The sequence below is a fragment of the Flavonifractor sp. An306 genome (assembly GCF_002159455.1).
Taxonomy (GTDB): Bacteria; Bacillota; Clostridia; order Oscillospirales; family Oscillospiraceae; genus Flavonifractor.
In genome coordinates, this window is record NZ_NFIQ01000026.1 from 1 (window position 1) to 16,982 (window position 16,982).

General features: G+C 56.5%; 19 protein-coding genes and 1 other annotated feature. Of the genes, 2 read left to right on the plus strand and 17 right to left on the minus strand.

The window, feature by feature from the left end; all coding sequences use genetic code 11:
* Positions 1-118 precede the first annotated feature (118 nt).
* Complete coding sequence (gene dapA, locus B5F88_RS08215) at positions 119-1,012, plus strand: 4-hydroxy-tetrahydrodipicolinate synthase (RefSeq protein ID WP_087344280.1); 894 nt, start codon at positions 119-121, stop codon at positions 1,010-1,012.
* 22 nt (positions 1,013-1,034) lie between these two features.
* Positions 1,035-1,796 carry a 4-hydroxy-tetrahydrodipicolinate reductase gene (gene dapB, locus B5F88_RS08220; RefSeq protein WP_087344160.1) on the plus strand — a complete coding sequence of 254 codons (762 nt, stop codon included), beginning with the start codon at positions 1,035-1,037 and terminating at the stop codon, positions 1,794-1,796.
* Between the two features lie 36 nt (positions 1,797-1,832).
* Here dapB and B5F88_RS08225 read toward each other — a convergent pair whose 3' ends face one another.
* The 17 genes from B5F88_RS08225 to B5F88_RS08305 form a co-directional block, all read right to left on the minus strand.
* Positions 1,833-3,002 (minus strand): AI-2E family transporter, encoded by a 1,170-nt coding sequence (locus B5F88_RS08225; protein ID WP_087344163.1) that lies wholly within the window; start codon positions 3,000-3,002, stop codon positions 1,833-1,835.
* A gap of 124 nt (positions 3,003-3,126) precedes the next feature.
* Positions 3,127-4,353, minus strand: a complete 1,227-nt coding sequence (tyrS, locus tag B5F88_RS08230; protein WP_087344166.1) for a tyrosine--tRNA ligase — start codon at positions 4,351-4,353, stop codon at positions 3,127-3,129.
* A gap of 66 nt (positions 4,354-4,419) precedes the next feature.
* Positions 4,420-4,662: a binding site (T-box leader), on the minus strand.
* A 66-nt stretch (positions 4,663-4,728) separates the two neighbouring features.
* Positions 4,729-6,426, minus strand: a complete 1,698-nt coding sequence (gene recN, locus B5F88_RS08235; RefSeq protein ID WP_087344169.1) for a DNA repair protein RecN — start codon at positions 6,424-6,426, stop codon at positions 4,729-4,731.
* Between the two features lie 42 nt (positions 6,427-6,468).
* Entirely contained in the window at positions 6,469-6,921 is a 453-nt protein-coding gene (locus tag B5F88_RS08240) for an arginine repressor (protein WP_087344172.1), read from the minus strand.
* Positions 6,922-6,923: 2 nt separating this feature from the next.
* Positions 6,924-7,787 carry an NAD(+)/NADH kinase gene (locus tag B5F88_RS08245; protein WP_087344175.1) on the minus strand — a complete coding sequence of 288 codons (864 nt, stop codon included), beginning with the start codon at positions 7,785-7,787 and terminating at the stop codon, positions 6,924-6,926.
* Positions 7,784-8,602, minus strand: coding sequence for a TlyA family RNA methyltransferase (locus B5F88_RS08250; protein ID WP_087344178.1), 819 nt, complete (start codon positions 8,600-8,602; stop codon positions 7,784-7,786). Before B5F88_RS08250 ends, B5F88_RS08245 begins: the two co-directional genes overlap by 4 nt.
* Positions 8,589-10,436: a 1-deoxy-D-xylulose-5-phosphate synthase gene (dxs, locus tag B5F88_RS08255; RefSeq protein ID WP_087344181.1), complete on the minus strand. Its 1,848-nt coding sequence runs from the start codon at positions 10,434-10,436 to the stop codon at positions 8,589-8,591. The genes B5F88_RS08250 and dxs overlap by 14 nt, the downstream gene beginning before the upstream one ends.
* A gap of 49 nt (positions 10,437-10,485) precedes the next feature.
* On the minus strand, positions 10,486-11,016 hold the full coding sequence (locus B5F88_RS08260; RefSeq protein ID WP_338125351.1) for a divergent PAP2 family protein: 531 nt from the start codon (positions 11,014-11,016) through the stop codon (positions 10,486-10,488).
* Positions 10,955-11,839 (minus strand): polyprenyl synthetase family protein, encoded by an 885-nt coding sequence (locus B5F88_RS08265; protein WP_087344187.1) that lies wholly within the window; start codon positions 11,837-11,839, stop codon positions 10,955-10,957. Before B5F88_RS08265 ends, B5F88_RS08260 begins: the two co-directional genes overlap by 62 nt.
* Complete coding sequence (gene xseB / locus B5F88_RS08270) at positions 11,836-12,075, minus strand: exodeoxyribonuclease VII small subunit (RefSeq protein WP_087344190.1); 240 nt, start codon at positions 12,073-12,075, stop codon at positions 11,836-11,838. Before xseB ends, B5F88_RS08265 begins: the two co-directional genes overlap by 4 nt.
* Before the next feature lie 29 nt (positions 12,076-12,104).
* Positions 12,105-13,298, minus strand: a complete 1,194-nt coding sequence (gene xseA, locus B5F88_RS08275; protein WP_087344193.1) for an exodeoxyribonuclease VII large subunit — start codon at positions 13,296-13,298, stop codon at positions 12,105-12,107.
* On the minus strand, positions 13,295-14,233 hold the full coding sequence (locus B5F88_RS08280) for a DNA-binding protein (protein ID WP_242959689.1): 939 nt from the start codon (positions 14,231-14,233) through the stop codon (positions 13,295-13,297). Before B5F88_RS08280 ends, xseA begins: the two co-directional genes overlap by 4 nt.
* On the minus strand, positions 14,233-14,721 hold the full coding sequence (nusB, locus tag B5F88_RS08285; protein ID WP_087344198.1) for a transcription antitermination factor NusB: 489 nt from the start codon (positions 14,719-14,721) through the stop codon (positions 14,233-14,235). The genes B5F88_RS08280 and nusB overlap by 1 nt, the downstream gene beginning before the upstream one ends.
* A 167-nt stretch (positions 14,722-14,888) precedes the next feature.
* The gene (locus B5F88_RS08290; RefSeq protein WP_087344201.1) at positions 14,889-15,272 is read right to left on the minus strand and encodes an Asp23/Gls24 family envelope stress response protein; all 384 of its coding nucleotides are present in this window, start codon (positions 15,270-15,272) and stop codon (positions 14,889-14,891) included.
* A gap of 90 nt (positions 15,273-15,362) precedes the next feature.
* Positions 15,363-15,947, minus strand: a complete 585-nt coding sequence (locus B5F88_RS08295) for a SpoIIIAH-like family protein (protein ID WP_087344204.1) — start codon at positions 15,945-15,947, stop codon at positions 15,363-15,365.
* A 10-nt stretch (positions 15,948-15,957) separates the two neighbouring features.
* Positions 15,958-16,449: a stage III sporulation protein AG gene (locus B5F88_RS08300; RefSeq protein ID WP_242959690.1), complete on the minus strand. Its 492-nt coding sequence runs from the start codon at positions 16,447-16,449 to the stop codon at positions 15,958-15,960.
* Positions 16,450-16,487: 38 nt separating this feature from the next.
* Positions 16,488-16,979 carry a stage III sporulation protein AF gene (locus B5F88_RS08305; RefSeq protein ID WP_087344210.1) on the minus strand — a complete coding sequence of 164 codons (492 nt, stop codon included), beginning with the start codon at positions 16,977-16,979 and terminating at the stop codon, positions 16,488-16,490.
* Between the last annotated feature and the right edge of the window lie 3 nt (positions 16,980-16,982).

Below are 16,982 nucleotides of genomic sequence, written 5' to 3' on the forward strand. Positions count from 1 at the left end.
ACACACTGTCAGGCCATTTACTCTCTCATTCTAACAGCTTCGGCTTTGAGATGGAAAAAGACGCGGCTGGCGGCCGCGCCTTAAACCGTAATTATTATTGTAGGAGGTAACCCCTATGATGAGAGAGCCTGTTTTTACCGGAGCCTGTTCCGCTATTATAACCCCCTTTGACGAGAGCGGCACTGTCAACTACGATCTGTTCGGCCAGATTATCGACGAGCAGATCCAGCGCGGTGTAGACGCCATCTGCGTCTGCGGTACCACCGGCGAGTGTTCCACCCTCACCATCCGGGAGCACATCGCAGTGGTGGAGTACTGCGTCAAACACGTCAATCATCGGGTCAAGGTCATTGCCGGCGCGGGAAGCAACGATACTTCCGCTGCCGTCTATCTGTCCCAGCATGCGGAGGACTCCGGAGCGGACGCCCTGCTCCATGTAACCCCTTATTACAACAAAGCGTCCCAGACCGGCCTCATCAAGCATTATGAGTACATTGCCGACCGGACGGAGCTCCCTGTGATCCTCTACAACGTCCCGTCCCGGACCGGCGTATCCTTTACTGCTGAGACCTATCAGGTTCTCTCCCGGCATCCCCATATCAACGGAGTCAAGGAGGCCAGCGGCAACTTCTCTTTGCTGGCCCACACCAAGGCCATCTGCGGCGATGACTTCTATATCTGGTCTGGAAACGACGACCAGGTGGTACCTATGATGAGTCTGGGCGCCAAGGGGGTCATTTCCGTCGTGGCCAACATCGCGCCTGAGATTATGGTGCAGATGACCCATCTGTGCCTGGAGGACCGCTTTCAGGAGGCCGCTCAGCTTCAGCTGAAGTATATGGACTTTATTGACGCCCTCTTTCTGGAGGTCAATCCCATTCCGATCAAGGCCGCCATGAACCTGGCAGGCTATGGTGTGGGGTCGCTCCGGCTCCCGCTGTGCGATATGACCGACGGCCCTCTGGAGACGCTGCGGCAATCCATGCTGAAGCTGGGCCTGCTCAGCGCCTGAGTGTGGGAAAGGATGTTGGAATATGGTCAGGCTAATTATTTCCGGCTGTAATGGCCGGATGGGGCGGGTGGTGGAAACCATCTGTTCTGCCGACCCGGAATTTGAGATTATTGCCGGCTTTGACCTGCTGGGCGCTGCCGGTGACCGGGATTTTCCCATCTACTCCTCCCCTTCCGAATTCCAGGGGCAGGCAGATGTGGTGGTTGATTTCTCCTCCCCTGCCGCGCTGGACGCTCTGCTGGAGTTCGGCCTCCAGCGCCGGCTTCCGCTGGTGCTGGCTACCACCGGATATTCAGAGCAGCAGCTGCTGGACATTGACCGTGCTGCCGGCGCAATTCCCATTTTCCGCTCAGCCAATATGTCCCTTGGGGTAAATGTATTGCTGCAGCTGGTGCGCTCCGCCGTCCGAGCGCTGGGAGAAGGCTTTGATCTGGAAATCGTAGAGCGCCACCACAATAAAAAAGTGGATGCGCCCAGTGGTACAGCACTGATGCTGGCGGACGCGGCCGCAGAGGCCCTCCCCTATACGCCGGAATATGTTTTTGACCGCCAGGCTGTCCGGAAACCCAGAGGAAAAACGGAAATCGGCATTTCCTCTGTGCGAGGCGGCGGCATTGTGGGAGATCATGAGGTTATTTTTGCCGGGCGGGACGAGGTCATTGAGCTCCGCCATACCGCTATGAGCCGGGATGTATTTGCCTCTGGCGCAATACGGGCGGCGAAGTTTTTGGCCGGCATAACGGCCCCTGGGCTCTATACCATGTCCGATTTGATTTCACTATAAAAAATTGGGAGAGCGTCACTGACGCTCTCCCAATTTTTATGTGGCTGGATCAATGGGTTTCCCATTTCCGTCAATTCCCTTTTTGCGCAGCCGTTTGTTCACCCAGTCCCGCATCAGGGAGTAGAGCACCGCAAATGTAGGTACGCCCAGAACCATTCCAGGGAATCCAAACAGACCGCCGCAGGTCACAATGGCAATCAGCACCCAAATGGCGGACAGGCCCGTGCTGTCGCCCAAAATCTTGGGACCCAGGATATTTCCGTCAAACTGCTGCAGGCCGATGACCAGAACAAAAAATCGCAGGGCGGCCCAGGGGTCCACGATGACCAGAATCATCAGGCAAGGGATGGCGCCAATGATGGGGCCAAAAAACGGGATGATATTGGTTACACCCACCACCACGCTGACCAGCATGGGATAAGGAATGCGGAAGATCAGGCACAGGATAAAGCAGAGCACGCCGATAATGGCGGAATCAATCAGCTTGCCGTTGATAAAGCCCACAAAAATCCGGTTGGCCTCGCTGCATACGTCCAGCAGCCAGTCAGCGCGGCGCTTGGGCAGGATGGCATACAGGATCTTTTTGATCTGAGGCACCAGCCGCCCCTTCCCCGCCAGCATATAGACAGAGGAGATGACCGCCGTAATGCCGGAAATCACACCGTTACCTACGGCGACGCCTACATCCAGGAGCTGAGGCAGGGCCTTGGATACCGTCTCACTGATATTGCTCATCATGTCCTGATAGGATCCCAGTATTTCACTGATGCCATCGCCCTCCAGCTGAAATTGTTCCGTCAGGTTCTTTACCAGCGTATCCAGTCCGGCCAAATACGTCTGCATATTGGCAGCCAGGTCTGTAATGCTCTGCACGACCTGAGGAATAATGAGGTTCAGCAGGATCACCAATACAGCCAACGCCAACAGATACACGGTAGTAATGGATAGCGCCCGCTTGCCTTTCCGTTTGGCATATAGCTTCTGCTCAAAAAAGCACATGGGGGTATTGAGCAGATAGGCAATGGCAAAGCCGGCGATGAAGGGAGAGAGCACCTTCATAAACATTTTGATGCGTACAGTGATCACATCAAAATGGGTGAGCCCCACATAGAACAAAATCGCAATCAGCAATACCACTAGCAGGGAGATAAAATGGCCCTCCAGGATGTACCACTTCTTCTTCTCCCGGTTTTCATCGTCCGACACGTCGTTTTCCTCCTTTTGAAGCATGTCTGATCAGAACATATTGTACCATGGCGGCAGGTCGGCTGCAACCGGACTGACGCAGAAAAAGGGGGACGCCACAAATTTTGCGGCATCCCCCTCCTGGTTATCCCACCATAGCGCGGTGAAACACCTTCTTGCCTTTTTTAATGGTAACACCCTCACCGGACAGCTGCCCGGCGGTCACAGAAGCGTTGACGTCGGTCACCTTCTCACCGTCCAGCTCCACGCCGCCCTGCTCAATCAGCCGCCGGGCCTCCTTTTTGGAGGGCACCAGGCCACACTTGAGCATCAGATCCAGGATACCGATAGCTCCGTCCGTGAGATCCTCGGCCGTCAGCGTGGTGGAGGGCATATTGCTCCTGTCTCCGCCGGTGGAAAACAGGGCCTTGGCGGCATCCTGCGCCTTCTGGGCCTCTTCCTCCCCGTGAACCAGCTTGGTCAGTTCAAAGGCCAGAATTTCCTTGGCGGTGTTGAGCTGGGCGCCCTCCCACTTGTCCATCTCATCAATCTGCTCCAGCGGCAGGAAGGTGAGCATGCGCAGACACTTGAGCACGTCGGCGTCCCCCACATTGCGCCAGTACTGATAAAAATCATAGGGACTGGTCTTGTTTGGATCCAGCCACACCGCGCCGGACTGGGTCTTGCCCATCTTTTTCCCCTCAGAATTGAGCAGCAGGGTGATGGTCATGGCGTGGGCGTCCTTGCCCAGCTTGCGGCGGATCAGCTCAGTGCCGCCCAGCATGTTGGACCACTGGTCGTCGCCGCCGAACTGCATATTGCAGCCATAGTGCTGGAACAGGTAGTAGAAATCGTAGGACTGCATGATCATATAGTTGAATTCCAGGAAACTGAGCCCCTTTTCCATCCGCTGTTTGTAGCACTCGGCCCGCAGCATATTGTTTACCGAGAAGCAGGCGCCCACATCCCGCAGCAGCTCAATATAGTTCAGTTTCATCAGCCAGTCGGCGTTGTTCACCATCTGGGCCTTGCCCTCGCCGAACTCAATGAAGCGCTCCATCTGCTTTTTGAAGCAGTCGCAGTTGTGCTGGATGGTCTCAGGGGTCATCATCGTACGCATATCAGACCGGCCGGAGGGGTCGCCCACCATGCCGGTGCCGCCGCCGATCACCGCGATGGGGCGGTTTCCGGCCATCTGGAGCCGCTTCATCAGGCACAGAGCCATGAAGTGGCCCACATGGAGGGAGTCGGCAGTGGGGTCAAAGCCAATGTAAAACACAGCCTTGCCCTCATTGATCATCTTGGAGATCTCCTCCTCATTGGTCACCTGGGCAATCAATCCCCGGGCCTTCAGCTCTTCATAACAAGTCATCGCTCTTCTCCTTTTCCTTGTTGAATATTTGGGTATCTCATGCAAAAACGCCCTCTGTCCATTCGGACAGAGGGCGTAAAGACGCGGTACCACCTCTGGTTCGCCGTTTTCTCACAAAAACAGCCTCAGGCCGTGCCAACACACGGCGGCGCAATAACGGGCGCACCCGACCCAGCCCTACTGGAAACCCACTTCGTTCAGGCGGCTACTCCAAGGTGTATTTCCCGGCGTGTCCCCTCCCCCTCTCACCAAACCGGGGGCTCTCTGGGCGGGACGGGCGACGGTACTTCTCCCTGTCATCGCAGTTTCATATTGTGTTGGATTATAGTATGTCCAGGTTTGTTTGTCAAGAGGAAATGTTATACTCAACAAAATCTAGCTTTTGTGAAGTTGCTTATAGAGCTCCGCACCGTCCAGCAGCTCTCCGGCGGCATCCAGCGTGGCCTCCGTAATGTGCTCCCCGGATGTGAGCCGCGCCAACTCCTCTTTCCGGCGGCTGCGGTCCAGCCGCTCTACCTGGGTATAGGTGCGGCCAGCCCGCTCCCCTTTCTCTACCGAGAAATGAACGTCCGCCATAGCCGCCAGCTGGGGCAGATGGGTGACGCACAAGACCTGCTTGCTTCTGGCCACGTCGGCCAGCTTTTCCGCCACCTTCTGGGCCGCCCGTCCGGATACTCCGGTGTCCACCTCGTCAAAGACCATGGTACCCACCTGATCGTTCTCTGCCAGTACATTTTTCAGCGCCAGCATGATCCGGGCCAATTCGCCGCCGGAGGCGATCTTCTGGATTGGCTTCAGATCCTCGCCCACATTGGCGGACATGAGGAACTGCACCTCATCCATACCGGTTTCGTCCATACCGTACGCCCCCGCCTTGGGCTGAAATTGAACCTGAAAGCGCACCTTTGGCATATCCAGCTGGGCCAGTTCACTCTGGATCCGCTTTTCCAAGGCTTTGGCACATTTCTTTCGGGCAGCACTCAGGACATTGCCCGCCTTACCAGCGGCGTCCAGGGCCTTGTCCCGCTCCTTCTCCAGCCGGGCCACTTTATCTGAAGAAAACTGGATCTCATCCAGTTCTTTTTTACAGCGCTCCAGATAGTCCAGCATCTCCTCCACTGTGCCGCCGTATTTCTTTTTCAGACGATGGAGCACATCCAACCGGCTCTCAATTTCATCCAGCTCTCCTGGCTCAAAGTCAAAGCTCTCCCGCAGATCGCGGATCTGCTCGGCCAAATCATCGGCAGCACAGCGCAGCTCCGTCAGCTTGTCCAGAAGCTCCGATGCCTGTGGGCTGAGCCGGGCGGCGGTATGGAGCGCATTCTCACCGGCGCCCAGCAGAGCGGCCGCCCCATCCCGTTCCTCGTCGCCGGACAACGCCAAGTGCGCCCCTTCCACCGACTCAATCAGTTTACCAGCGTTGCGCAGCAAATCCCGGCGGCAGGTCAGTTCCTCCTCCTCGCCCGGTTGAAGCTGGGCCCGCTCCAGCTCACTGATTTGATATTGCAGGTTGTCAATCCGTCTGGCTTTTTCCGCTTCGTTCATCTGCAGCGCAGAAATTTCCCGGGTCAGAGCGGCCAATGCTTCATAGGCGATCCGAAAGGCCATCCGCTCCTCCTCTGTTGCTCCAAATCCATCCAGGTATTCCAGATGACACTTCTCGTCCAACAGCTGCTGCCCATCATGCTGGCCGTGGATATTGAGCAGCTGCCTGCCCAGCTGCCGCAGCTGAGAGACCGTGATAAGCCGGCCATTGAGCCGACAGATATTTTTTCCGTCCGGCTGGATCTCCCGTTGAATGAGGAGATTCCCCTCCTCGTCCGGCCCGCAGCCGTTTTCCTGAAACCACGGCAAGTCCGGCAGCGCGGTAAATACCGCGTTGACCAAAGCCGACTTCGCGCCCGTCCGGATCAGGTCCCGGCTGGTTCGCTCTCCGATAATGGCCCCGATGGCATCCACCACAATGGATTTTCCGGCGCCGGTCTCACCTGTCAAGGCATTGAAGCCGCTGTCAAACTGAATATCTGCTGTCTGGATAACCGCGATATTTTCAATGTGGAGCAGAGAAAGCATAGTATCACCTGACCGTCCGGGTTCTCATGGGCTGACGCCCCTTTATTTCAGCATGGAATGGATTTCATTGCAGAATTCGGCGGCATCCTCGTTGGTCCGCATAATCAGAATTGCGGTGTCGTCCCCAGCCAGACTGCCCACCAGATTGGCGATGTCCATGCCGTCAATTGCGGCGCAGGCCGCTGAGGCCAGACCGGGCATAGTCTTAAGCACTACAATATTTTGCGCAACGTCAAAAGAGGTGACGCCCTCTTTGAAAATGGTCCGCAGCCGCCCGGCGAAATTGAGAGATGCCTTGCGTTCCGAGACCGCATAGCGGTACGCTCCATAGCTGGTCAGCTCTTTGATCAGATGAAGCTCCTTAATATCTCTGGAGATCGTCGCCTGGGTAGACTGAACCCCTCTGGCCTTCAGTTCTGTCAGAAGCTGATCCTGGGTATCAATATCCTGCTCCTCAATAATCCGCAGAATCTCCTGTTGCCGCTTTGCCTTCATGCTCAAACACCACCCAACTTATGATTCAAAATCTCATAAAATGTGCGTCCGGTCACGCGTACCAACTGCGTTTTGGATTTGGATTCCCTGGCTTCCACCACGTCGCCTCCGTTGAGCCGGAACGCCTTTCCCCCATCTACCGACAGATAGGTGGTCTTGCGCACCATCCGCCCCAGCTTGACGGACAGCAATCTCCCACGCCCCAGTACAAAGGAGCGGGCTGACAGCGCATGGGGGCAAATAGGGGTGACAATGATATTTTCAGCTGTTGGCTCTACGATAGGCCCTCCGGCAGACATGGAATAGGCAGTAGACCCTGTAGGTGTACTGATGATCACACCGTCCGCTGAAAAACTGGAGATCAGCACCTTATCCCCATAGACCTCAAGATCCACGACACGGGCAACGGCCCCCTTTGTCACAGCGGCATCATTCAGAGCCAAATCACTGTAAATGATTTTCCCTTCACGGCGCACCACTACATCCAGCATCATGCGGCTCTCAATAGTATACTTCCCTGCTGCCAGGCGAGAAAGCATGGACAACTCTCCCTGCTCCAGCTCTGCCATAAATCCAACGCTGCCCAAATTGACACCCAATACTGGTACATGGCAGGCATTGGCATCCTTGGCTGCATGGAGAATGGTTCCATCTCCTCCAAAACAGATCAGCATGTCTGCGCTTTTCAACTCTTCCTGCGTATTTTTAAAACGGATATGCTTCGGCAGATCCAGGCTCCCCCCTTCTACTGGAAAGGGCAAACACATTACAGTCTCCACGCCTACACTCCGCAGAATCTTTTCTGCCGCCTGGGCGGCCTTCAGGCCTCGGTCCCGATAGGGATTGGGGCTCAATACCACTTTCATGCGCCCGTCCCCTCCAACGTTTGATGAGACTGCTCCACCAGTGTCGACAGTTCTCCAGACCAAGTGCTCTCTGCCCCCGCCTGAAGATACCCAAGATATTCAATATTACCTTCTGGCCCACGGATTGGAGAAAAGGTAATATCCTTTACACCAAATCCAGCTTCACCGGCATGAACCAAGAAATGCTCCAGCACTTCCAGGTGGACTTTAGGGTCCCGTACCACACCCTTCTTCCCCACCTTTTCCCGGCCGGCTTCAAATTGCGGTTTGACCAGGCAAACGACCTTGCCCCGCTCCTTTAAAATCCCTCTCAGGGCGGGCAGGATCAGCCTGAGAGAGATAAAGGATACATCCACACTGGCAAAATCCAGTTCATCGGGTACCTGCTCATGGGTCAGATAGCGGGCGTTGGTCCGCTCCAGGCAAACCACACGAGGGTCGCTGCGCAGACTCCAAGCCAGCTGCCCATAGCCCACATCCACGGCATATACCTTTTTAGCCCCATTTTGCAGCATACAGTCGGTGAAACCGCCGGTAGATGCGCCGATATCACCACAGATCGCCCCCGCCAAGTCGATCTCGGCAAAGGTTTTCATCGCTTTTTCCAGCTTCAGGCCGCCGCGGCTGACATAGGCCAGTCCCTGCCCACGCACCTGGATATCTGCATCCTCCGGCAACTGGACACCTGCTTTATCCACCTTCTGTTCGCCAACGTAGACCTGTCCGCTCATAATGATGGCCTGGGCCCTCTGGCGGCTTTCGACAAGACCCCGCTCCACCAGCAGAACGTCCAGCCGCTTTTTATTGCTTGCCATAGCCGCAGACCTCCAATGCCTGTTGATATAAATGTGCCCCGTCCAATCCGCATAGCTCCTGTAATTGGGAGACTGTACCATGGGTGACAAACGTGCTTCCCGTATTGACCAAGGCACTGCGCTCTACCGAAATTCCCCGCAGAGCCAACTCTGATAAAAGGCGTTGCCCTACACAGTTAGCCATGATGCTGTCTTCTGCGCAGAACAAGCGTTTTGTCTTTTTGACCGAGGCGGCAATCGGTTCCAAATCAATGGGTGTAATGCAATTTAACTTCACGATGTCAGCATGAATGCCATGCTCGGCCAAGCGGTCAGCACACTCCAAAAGCTGGTTGATCATCATCCCATACCCGATCAGGGTAATGTCCTTACCTTCCTGGAGCAGACAACTCTTTACAGAACCGGTATCCGACTGAAACGTTCCCTCATTCCCTTTCGGATACCGAATCGCAACAGGACCAGGCACTTGAAAAACAGCATAACGAAGCATAGAGCGCAGCTCTTGGAAATTGGATGGGCAAAGGACTGTCATCCCAGGAATGGTATCCAGAAATGCAGCATCAAAGACGCCATGATGAGTCTCTCCATCCTCCCCCACAAGCCCGGCACGGTCCACCGCCAGTACGACGTGGAGTTGCTGGAGGGCTATGTCATGGATGAGCATATCATAGGCCCTCTGCAGAAAGGAAGAGTATACCGCAAAGACCGGTTTCATTCCCTGCTTTGCCATCCCTGCCGCCATAGCCACCGCATGGCCTTCCGCAATTCCAACATCAAAAAATCGTTCTGGAAATTGCTGGGCAAACTGGTCCAGTCCTGTGCCGCTCTGCATTGCTGCCGTAATGGCGCAAACAGCCCCGTCCTCCTCTGCCAGCTGGCACATGGTCTGACCAAAGACGGAAGAAAAATTGGGACCGGCCGGATGAAGCAGCTCCCCCGTCTCCACGCAGAACCGGCCCACACCGTGGAATCTGTCCGGATTGCGCTCCGCAGGTGAATAGCCTTTTCCCTTTACAGTCCTGACATGGAGCAACACAGGCCCATCCAGTTCCTTGGCATAATTCAGCAACCGGGTCAGGCGCTTGACATCGTGGCCATCCACCGGCCCCAGGTAGGTAAAGCCCATATCTTCAAACAAGCTACAGGGCAGCAGGGTCTCTTTAATGGCAGTTTTCACCTTATGCGTTACATTGTAAATATGGCCGCCCAGAGGTAATACGCTCATCACCTTGCGATAGCCCTTTTTGAAGCGAAGGTATTGGGGTTTCAGCCGCTGGCGGGCCAAATGATCCGCCACTCCACCCACGCTTTTGGTAATGGACATGCCGTTGTCATTCAAAATAACGATCAGCGGTTCTCCACTGTCTCCAGCGTCGGAAAGCCCCTCGTAGGCCATACCGCCAGAAAGAGCGCCGTCGCCGATCAGCGCCAAAACATGATACTTCCCTTTCTGTAAAGTCCTTGCCCTTGCCATTCCGATCGCCACTGAAACGGAGTTGGAGGCGTGACCGGCCACAAAGGCGTCGCAATCACTTTCCGACGGCTTGGGAAAACCGGCAATGCCGCCCAAGGTGCGCAGCGTCTCCATAGCCTCATTGCGCCCAGTCAGAATCTTATGGGCATAGCACTGATGCCCCACATCAAACACCAGACGGTCCTGACTGGTGTGGAACACACGATGGATCGCCACAATAATCTCCACCGCGCCCAGGCTGGAGGCCAAATGGCCTCCAGTGCGCGACACAGTATCAATCAGCCTGGCCCGCAGCAGTTCACACAGCGCGGTCGCCTCACTGTCGCTCAATCCGCTCAAATCATCAGGGATATGATCCAGATCAAAAATGCTAACACCTCCCGGCCTGTGCTAAAGCCCGGATTTTCTCTTACATAGAAAGCCAGGCACCGGCCAGCCCGATTGCAATGCCCAGCAGGCCACCCATCAGCACCTGAAAGGGTGTATGCCCCAAGAGCTCTTTCAGTTCCTTGCCAAAAATGGCGGGCTTCATTTCAGTCCAATGCTCCATGATATAGTTCAGGATCTTGGCCTGTTCCCCCGCCGCCTTCCGCACATTGGCCGCGTCGTACATCACGACAATGGCCACTACTGCCGCGACGGTAAAAACCGGCGACGCCCAGCCATACATATACCCCATGGAAGAGGCGCATGCACACACGAAAGCGGAATGGGAACTGGGCATTCCGCCGCTGGACAAAAAGTGCCGCCAGTCCAGCTTGTGCTTGGTAATCAGGGTAATCACGAATTTGATCACCTGGGCCACAGCCCAAGCCAGAATAGACAAATTCAAAATCAAATTTCCGGTGAAAAAATCTACTACATTGCGCATATTCTCCTCATTTCTCCCGACTGGCCAGAGAGGTTGCCAACCAGCACAGGCCCTCTCCTTCCAGTCCAAAGCAGGTCAATGCGTCCACAGCCTCGTTTGTCAGCTTCTGTACCAGTTCCTGGCAGGTTTCCAGACCCTTCAATGTTACAAAGGTGGTTTTCTCACTTTTGGCGTCAGAGCCTACCGGCTTCCCAAGGGTTTCCGTATCTCCCACCACATCCAGAATATCATCCTGAATCTGAAAGGCCAATCCGACACACTCGGCATATCGCCGCACGGAGTGCCGCTGCTCCTGAGAGCCGCCAGCCAGAACACAGCCCATTTCAGCCGCGGCGGCAATCAGCGCCCCGGTTTTCAACCGCTGCAGTTCTTCTACCTCATGCAGGCCCAGTGAATGGCCTTCACCAGCCATATCCAATATCTGACCGCCCACCATGCCGCGGCCTCCGGCCGCCCGGGCCAGGATACCGGCAGCCTCCAACACCCGTTCCGGCGGCAGCTTGACCGATGGATCCAGCATAAACTCAAAGGCCGCAGTCAGCAGCGCGTCCCCAGCCAATACCGCTGCGGCCTCCCCATACACTTTATGGTTGGTTGGGCGGCCCCGGCGCAGATCATCGTCATCCATACACGGCAGATCGTCATGAATCAGGGAGTAGGTATGGATCATCTCAATCGCACCGGCAAAGGGCAGCGCCTCTGCAGGCTCACCCCCGCAAAGACGGCAGCACTCCAGCAAGAGAACCGGCCGGATCCGCTTGCCGCCTGCCAACAGGCTGTAATACATGGCGTCATAGAGGTCGCCCCTGGGCTCCCGCTCCCGGAAGCAGTCCCGCAGCCACTCCTCCACCAACGTACGATGCTCCTCCAGACGCTGTGCCGCGTTGCTCATTCCTGACCCTCCTCAAAAAAGGGCGCCTCTTGGGGTGCACCATCCGGACCAGCCAACAGCTTGCTCACCTTTTGCTCGGCGCGGTCCAGTCTGGTGGAGCACAGCTTCACAAGCTTTGTTCCCTCCTCAAACAGAGAGAGCGACTCCTCCAGCGGGGCGTCTCCGCGCTCAAGCTGGCGGACAATCTCCTCCAGCCGGTCCATTGCCTGCTCAAAGCTTATCTTCTTCTCTGCCATACCAGAAACGTCCTCTCTCTTATTCTTACTCATCGCACCTGACAGGAGATCTCGCCGTCCGTCACCCGCAGGGATAGTGTATCGCCAGCTGCTACATCTCCTACTGAAGAGACAATCTCCCCATCTGTGTTCCGGGCAATGGCATATCCCCGACCCAAAACCTTTAAGGGGCTGAGCGCATCCAACCCGGCGGACAGCCGGGCAAAGCGTTCACGTTCCCGCCCAGCAGCGGTGGAGAGCCCCCGGGCTAACTGCTGCCGCTGGTAGTCCAGCCGCATACGGCAGTCATCCACATAGGCCATGGGATTCTGGAGGGTCCTGCAGCGCGTTGCCTGCTCCAGTTCCTTTCTGGCCCGCTCCAGCCGGCGGCCGATTGCTTGGGTCAGCCTGGCCTCCGTCTGCGCCAGCCGGGCCATGATCTCCTTCTGATCCGGGACCGCCAGTTCCGCGGCGTTGGATGGAGTAGCCGCTCTTTTGTCCGCCACAAAATCCGCAATTGTGACATCGGGTTCGTGGCCCACCGCCGAGATGACAGGAATGGCGGAGGCATAGATTGCCCGGGCCACCGGCTCCTCATTGAAGGCCCAAAGGTCCTCCATGGAGCCCCCTCCCCGGCCGGTAATAATCAAGTCTGCCACCTGATTGCGGTTCGCCCAGGCCAGGGCAGCGCTGATTTCTCCCGCAGCCTCTGTACCCTGGACTCGTACCGGCAGCACCACGACCTCAGCCAATGGCCAGCGGGCGCCTAAAATCCGCAGCATATCCCGAACCGCTGCCCCCACCGGAGAGGTAATCAGCGCAATCCTGCCGGGAAAACGGGGGATAGGTCGTTTATGCGCTGGGTCAAACAATCCCTCCCGGTACAGCTTTTCCTTCATCTGTTCAAAGGCGACATGGAGATCACCCACGCCCTCCGGTGTCAGCGAGGTACAGTAAAGCTGGTACTGCCCGCCCATGGGAAACAGTGAGACATGTCCGGAAGCAATCACTTTCATTCCATTCTCAGGCCTGAACCGCAGCCCCGCCGCGTCCCGCCGGAACATGACGCATTGGATGGTTCCTCCGGAATCTTTCAGAGAAAAGTAGTGATGCCCGGAGGAGTGCGCCTTATAATTGGAGATCTCTCCCCGCACAAAAAGGCTGGCCAGCACCCGGTCCCGGTCCAGCAGCCCTTTGACATATTGATTGACCTGTGTCACAGTAAAGACCGGTGCCTGCGTCATTCTTTCCTTTCACTCTCCCACAGACGATGTGTCAGAATCGCGACTCCCATGGCGTTGTCCGCTGCATAGCGCGGCTGCGCAAATACTGCGCCGCAGGCCTGCTCCATCACCGTGCGCAGGCGGCTATTGGAGGCCACGCCGCCGGAGCACAGGACGGGCACACCGGGATACTGCGCCAGAGCGGCCTGCGTCGTCCGGCGCACCACGTCAGCCACCGTCTCCAGCACAAATCCGCAGATTTGCGCCGGGGCATCTCCCCGTTCCGCCATAGCCCGCACTTTATTTTCCATCCCGGACAAAGAAAACGTAATGTCATTTAACTTTACAGGAAATTTCTGCCCAATTTGATCCCTTCCCAACTGATCTACCGCCTTACCCGCAGGAAAATCCAGCCCCAACAGAACGCCGGTGCGGTCAATCAGCTGCCCGGCAGAGATGTCGCTGGTTCCTCCGATTCGCCGGGCGGCCACATTGACACCGTCAGGCTCCACATACAGCAGTTCGGTGGTGCCGCCGGAGAGGTGCCATGCCAGCATCGGCCGCTCCAACAGGTCCAGCCGTCCGGCAGACCACGCCGCCGCCGCCAGATGTCCCTGCTGATGGGATACCCGATAGAAGGGCACGTCCAGCGTCAGGGCAAGCGCTTGACCCAGACTGTCTCCTGCCAGAAAACAGGGCATGTAGGAGCCTTCCACCGCTCTGGGCCGGTTGGAGGCTCCTATAGCCGACAGGTCCTCCAGCCAACCGGATTGTCTCAGCTCGGCCAGACGCTGGGGGAGCGCCTTCACATGCTGGAACAGGGCGTCGCTCTGCCGCAGCCCCAGCTCGCCCGGTCGGACGGTCAGCAGCTGCCCAGCGTTCTCTCCCCCGGCTCCGTCAAAGACTGCTGCGGAGGTGGTATAGTTACTGGTATCGAGCCCCAATGTGCGCATCATTACGCCTCCGGAGTGGTCTGAGCGCCAAGTCCGACCGGGTCCGGTAGGTTTTCTCCTCTCACAAAAGAGCCCAGGATCCCATTGACAAAGGAGACCACCTCCGGCTCTTCATAGTGCTTTACCAGCTCTACCGCCTCATTGATGGCAGCGGCATTGGGAATGTCCTGCATATACAGCACTTCGTACATGGCCACCCGCATAATGGCTACCGCTACTCGGTTCATCCGGGAGAATTTCCAGCCAATGGCGTACTTGGAAATATACTCATCCAGCTCCGGCGTATGCTCATAGACGCCTTTGACCAGCTTGGAGATATACTCCCGCTGAGCCTCATTGGGAAATTCAGAGTAGAGGGGCTCTTCCTCCCCGATCGCCGCAAAGGTTTTGCGGTTAAGGGCTTCCGCAAGCAGCTCCTCTGCCGTCTGGTCGGTAAAACCCAATTCAAATACAAAATGGACCGCGATCTCGCGGGCTGCCGTTCTGGTCATTGCAGTTCCTCCATCGCGGGCGCAGCCCGCAGTTCATATTCAAAGATACTGTTATTATACAACAGGACTGCATAAAAAGGAAGGAGCAAATTAAGCCGGCGGACAGATAACCGGCAAAAAAGGACGCCCGAATGGGCGTCCTTTCCTGTTTACCTTGCCATATGCCGTTATTTGCCGCTGTCGCGGTCAAAGGCGACCCCCGCCACATGGACGTTGACACACTCCACTGTGAGGCCGCTGGTGTTTTCAATGGCGTGATATACCGCGTTCTGCACCTCTTTGGCCACATCAATAATGGTATAGCCATACTTGATCAGGATGGAGAGGTCCACCCGGATGATCTCCTCCTCCACGGAGATGTGGATTCCCTTGGACAGATTTTTCTTACCGCCCAGCAACTCAGCAATGTCGCTGCTGAGATTGGTGGAGAGGCTGCCCACTCCTTCTACCTCCATCGCGGCGGCGGCAGCGATCACCGCCAATACTTCCTCAGATATATGGATGTTCCCCAGCTCGTCGGGGCGAGAAATATACTCTTTCCCATCTGCCATGCCAGACACCCTCCTTTTGTGTACTATGAAACCATTGTACCACAAAAAAGAGAAATTACAACCGCTTCCTTTGATTCCGTTCAGGATAACTCAGTCTTCAGCGGGAATAATTTTGACCTGACTGGCGGTGTAGCCCGTTTCATCGGTGACGATCTCGGTAATCTTGGCCACGTCCGCGTCGGTCAGTTCCGCCCCTCCGGTGGAGACCACTACGCTGACGCTCCCGTCGCTGATAAAGGCGATGCAGTCTGTGTACCCTTTGGCTGTAACCAGGTTTTCAATCTGGGCCTCCGACACGGTGTAGTCCGCCAAAGTCTGGATGGCCATGGCGGTATCCTCCTTCATGGCGGCGTCGGCGGATTCATCTGACGCCGCGTCCTGCAGAATAGCTAGTGCGTTGTCCCGGGCCTGCTGCCGGTTCAGCCGGGCAGAGGCGAAGTACCCGCCGGTGGAATCGGTTTCCGATGCCGTAGGGCTGGAAGAGGCGGACGGAGCGGGAGACACCGCTCCCTGCAGCAGCGGATCGGAGGTCTGGCCGGAAACCAGGGCTGCCTGCCCCAGCGTTTTCCCCGCGTCTGCCGACTCTTGCCCCTGATAGGTCCAGTTGAGATAGACTGCCGCACATACAAAGAGCACGATAGCCGCCACCACAGCATTGCGTTTCCATACTTTCATCTTGGTTGCCTCACTTTCCTTTACATACTGAGATCTTATCCGCACCCAACCCCGTCAGGGCCGACACCGCTTCTACCAAACGCAGCCGGACCTCCGGGTCGTCTCCTCCTGAGCATACCACAAGAGCCCCCTGATATTGGGGCGAAAGCTGCTGAACCACAATGGCGTCTTCCCGGCCGGATCCCTGAGACAGAATCACAGAGGACAGCTCGGACTGTGTGCCCCGGTCGTCCATAGAGGTATCCACATCCTGGGCCAGGATATCCTGAGGGCCGCTCTTGAGCGTCAGCACCACCTGCGTCTCCCCCACCCCCTGGATCTGGGATAGAATCTGCTCCAATCTGTCCTCCAGTTCCGCTGTGGAAAAGGCATCATCCTGCTTTGTTGTCTGAGAGGCGCTCTCTTCGGCCTCCTCTTTCTCTCCCCACAGCGGCGGAAGCAACAGTAAAACCACACCCACCAGAATCACCAAGAGCACATATTTATATTTGAAGACGCCCATTATCAAGCGCTTCTTCCATGCAAGCAAATCCGTTCCCTTCATGACGTGCCTCCGCTTTGGTAAGATTGCCGCTCCGCCGGGATTGCGAAGTCCACTTCGATGGCTTGTGTCAGTTCCGCCTGCTGCTCCTCACTCAACGAGCCAAATACCGTTACGCTCTCCGGAACAGGCCAATCCCCCTCCTCCCCAACCTCTACCGAGATCTGGCACTGAATACCCATTTCTTCTGCCTTGTCCTGTATATATGCATTGGAGCGCTCTTCTATGATGCCTTTCATCAAGCTTCGGTTTTCCTCCTCCAGTTCATCACTGTACGTGCTCAGTTCCAGCCTGTATTCCGTCAGGGCTCGTGTCAGGGCATCCTGATCCAGCGCCATCAACGGATGAAGCATGGCAATCAGCAAAACGAGCCCCCCTGTCAGCCGCCCCACCTTGCGGACAGCGCCCGGCGGCGTTAGGCTTTCCGCCAGAGCCGCCACCAGAGCCACGCAGGTAATCCCCAGCAGCCACTGTCTGATGATATCCAGCATCCG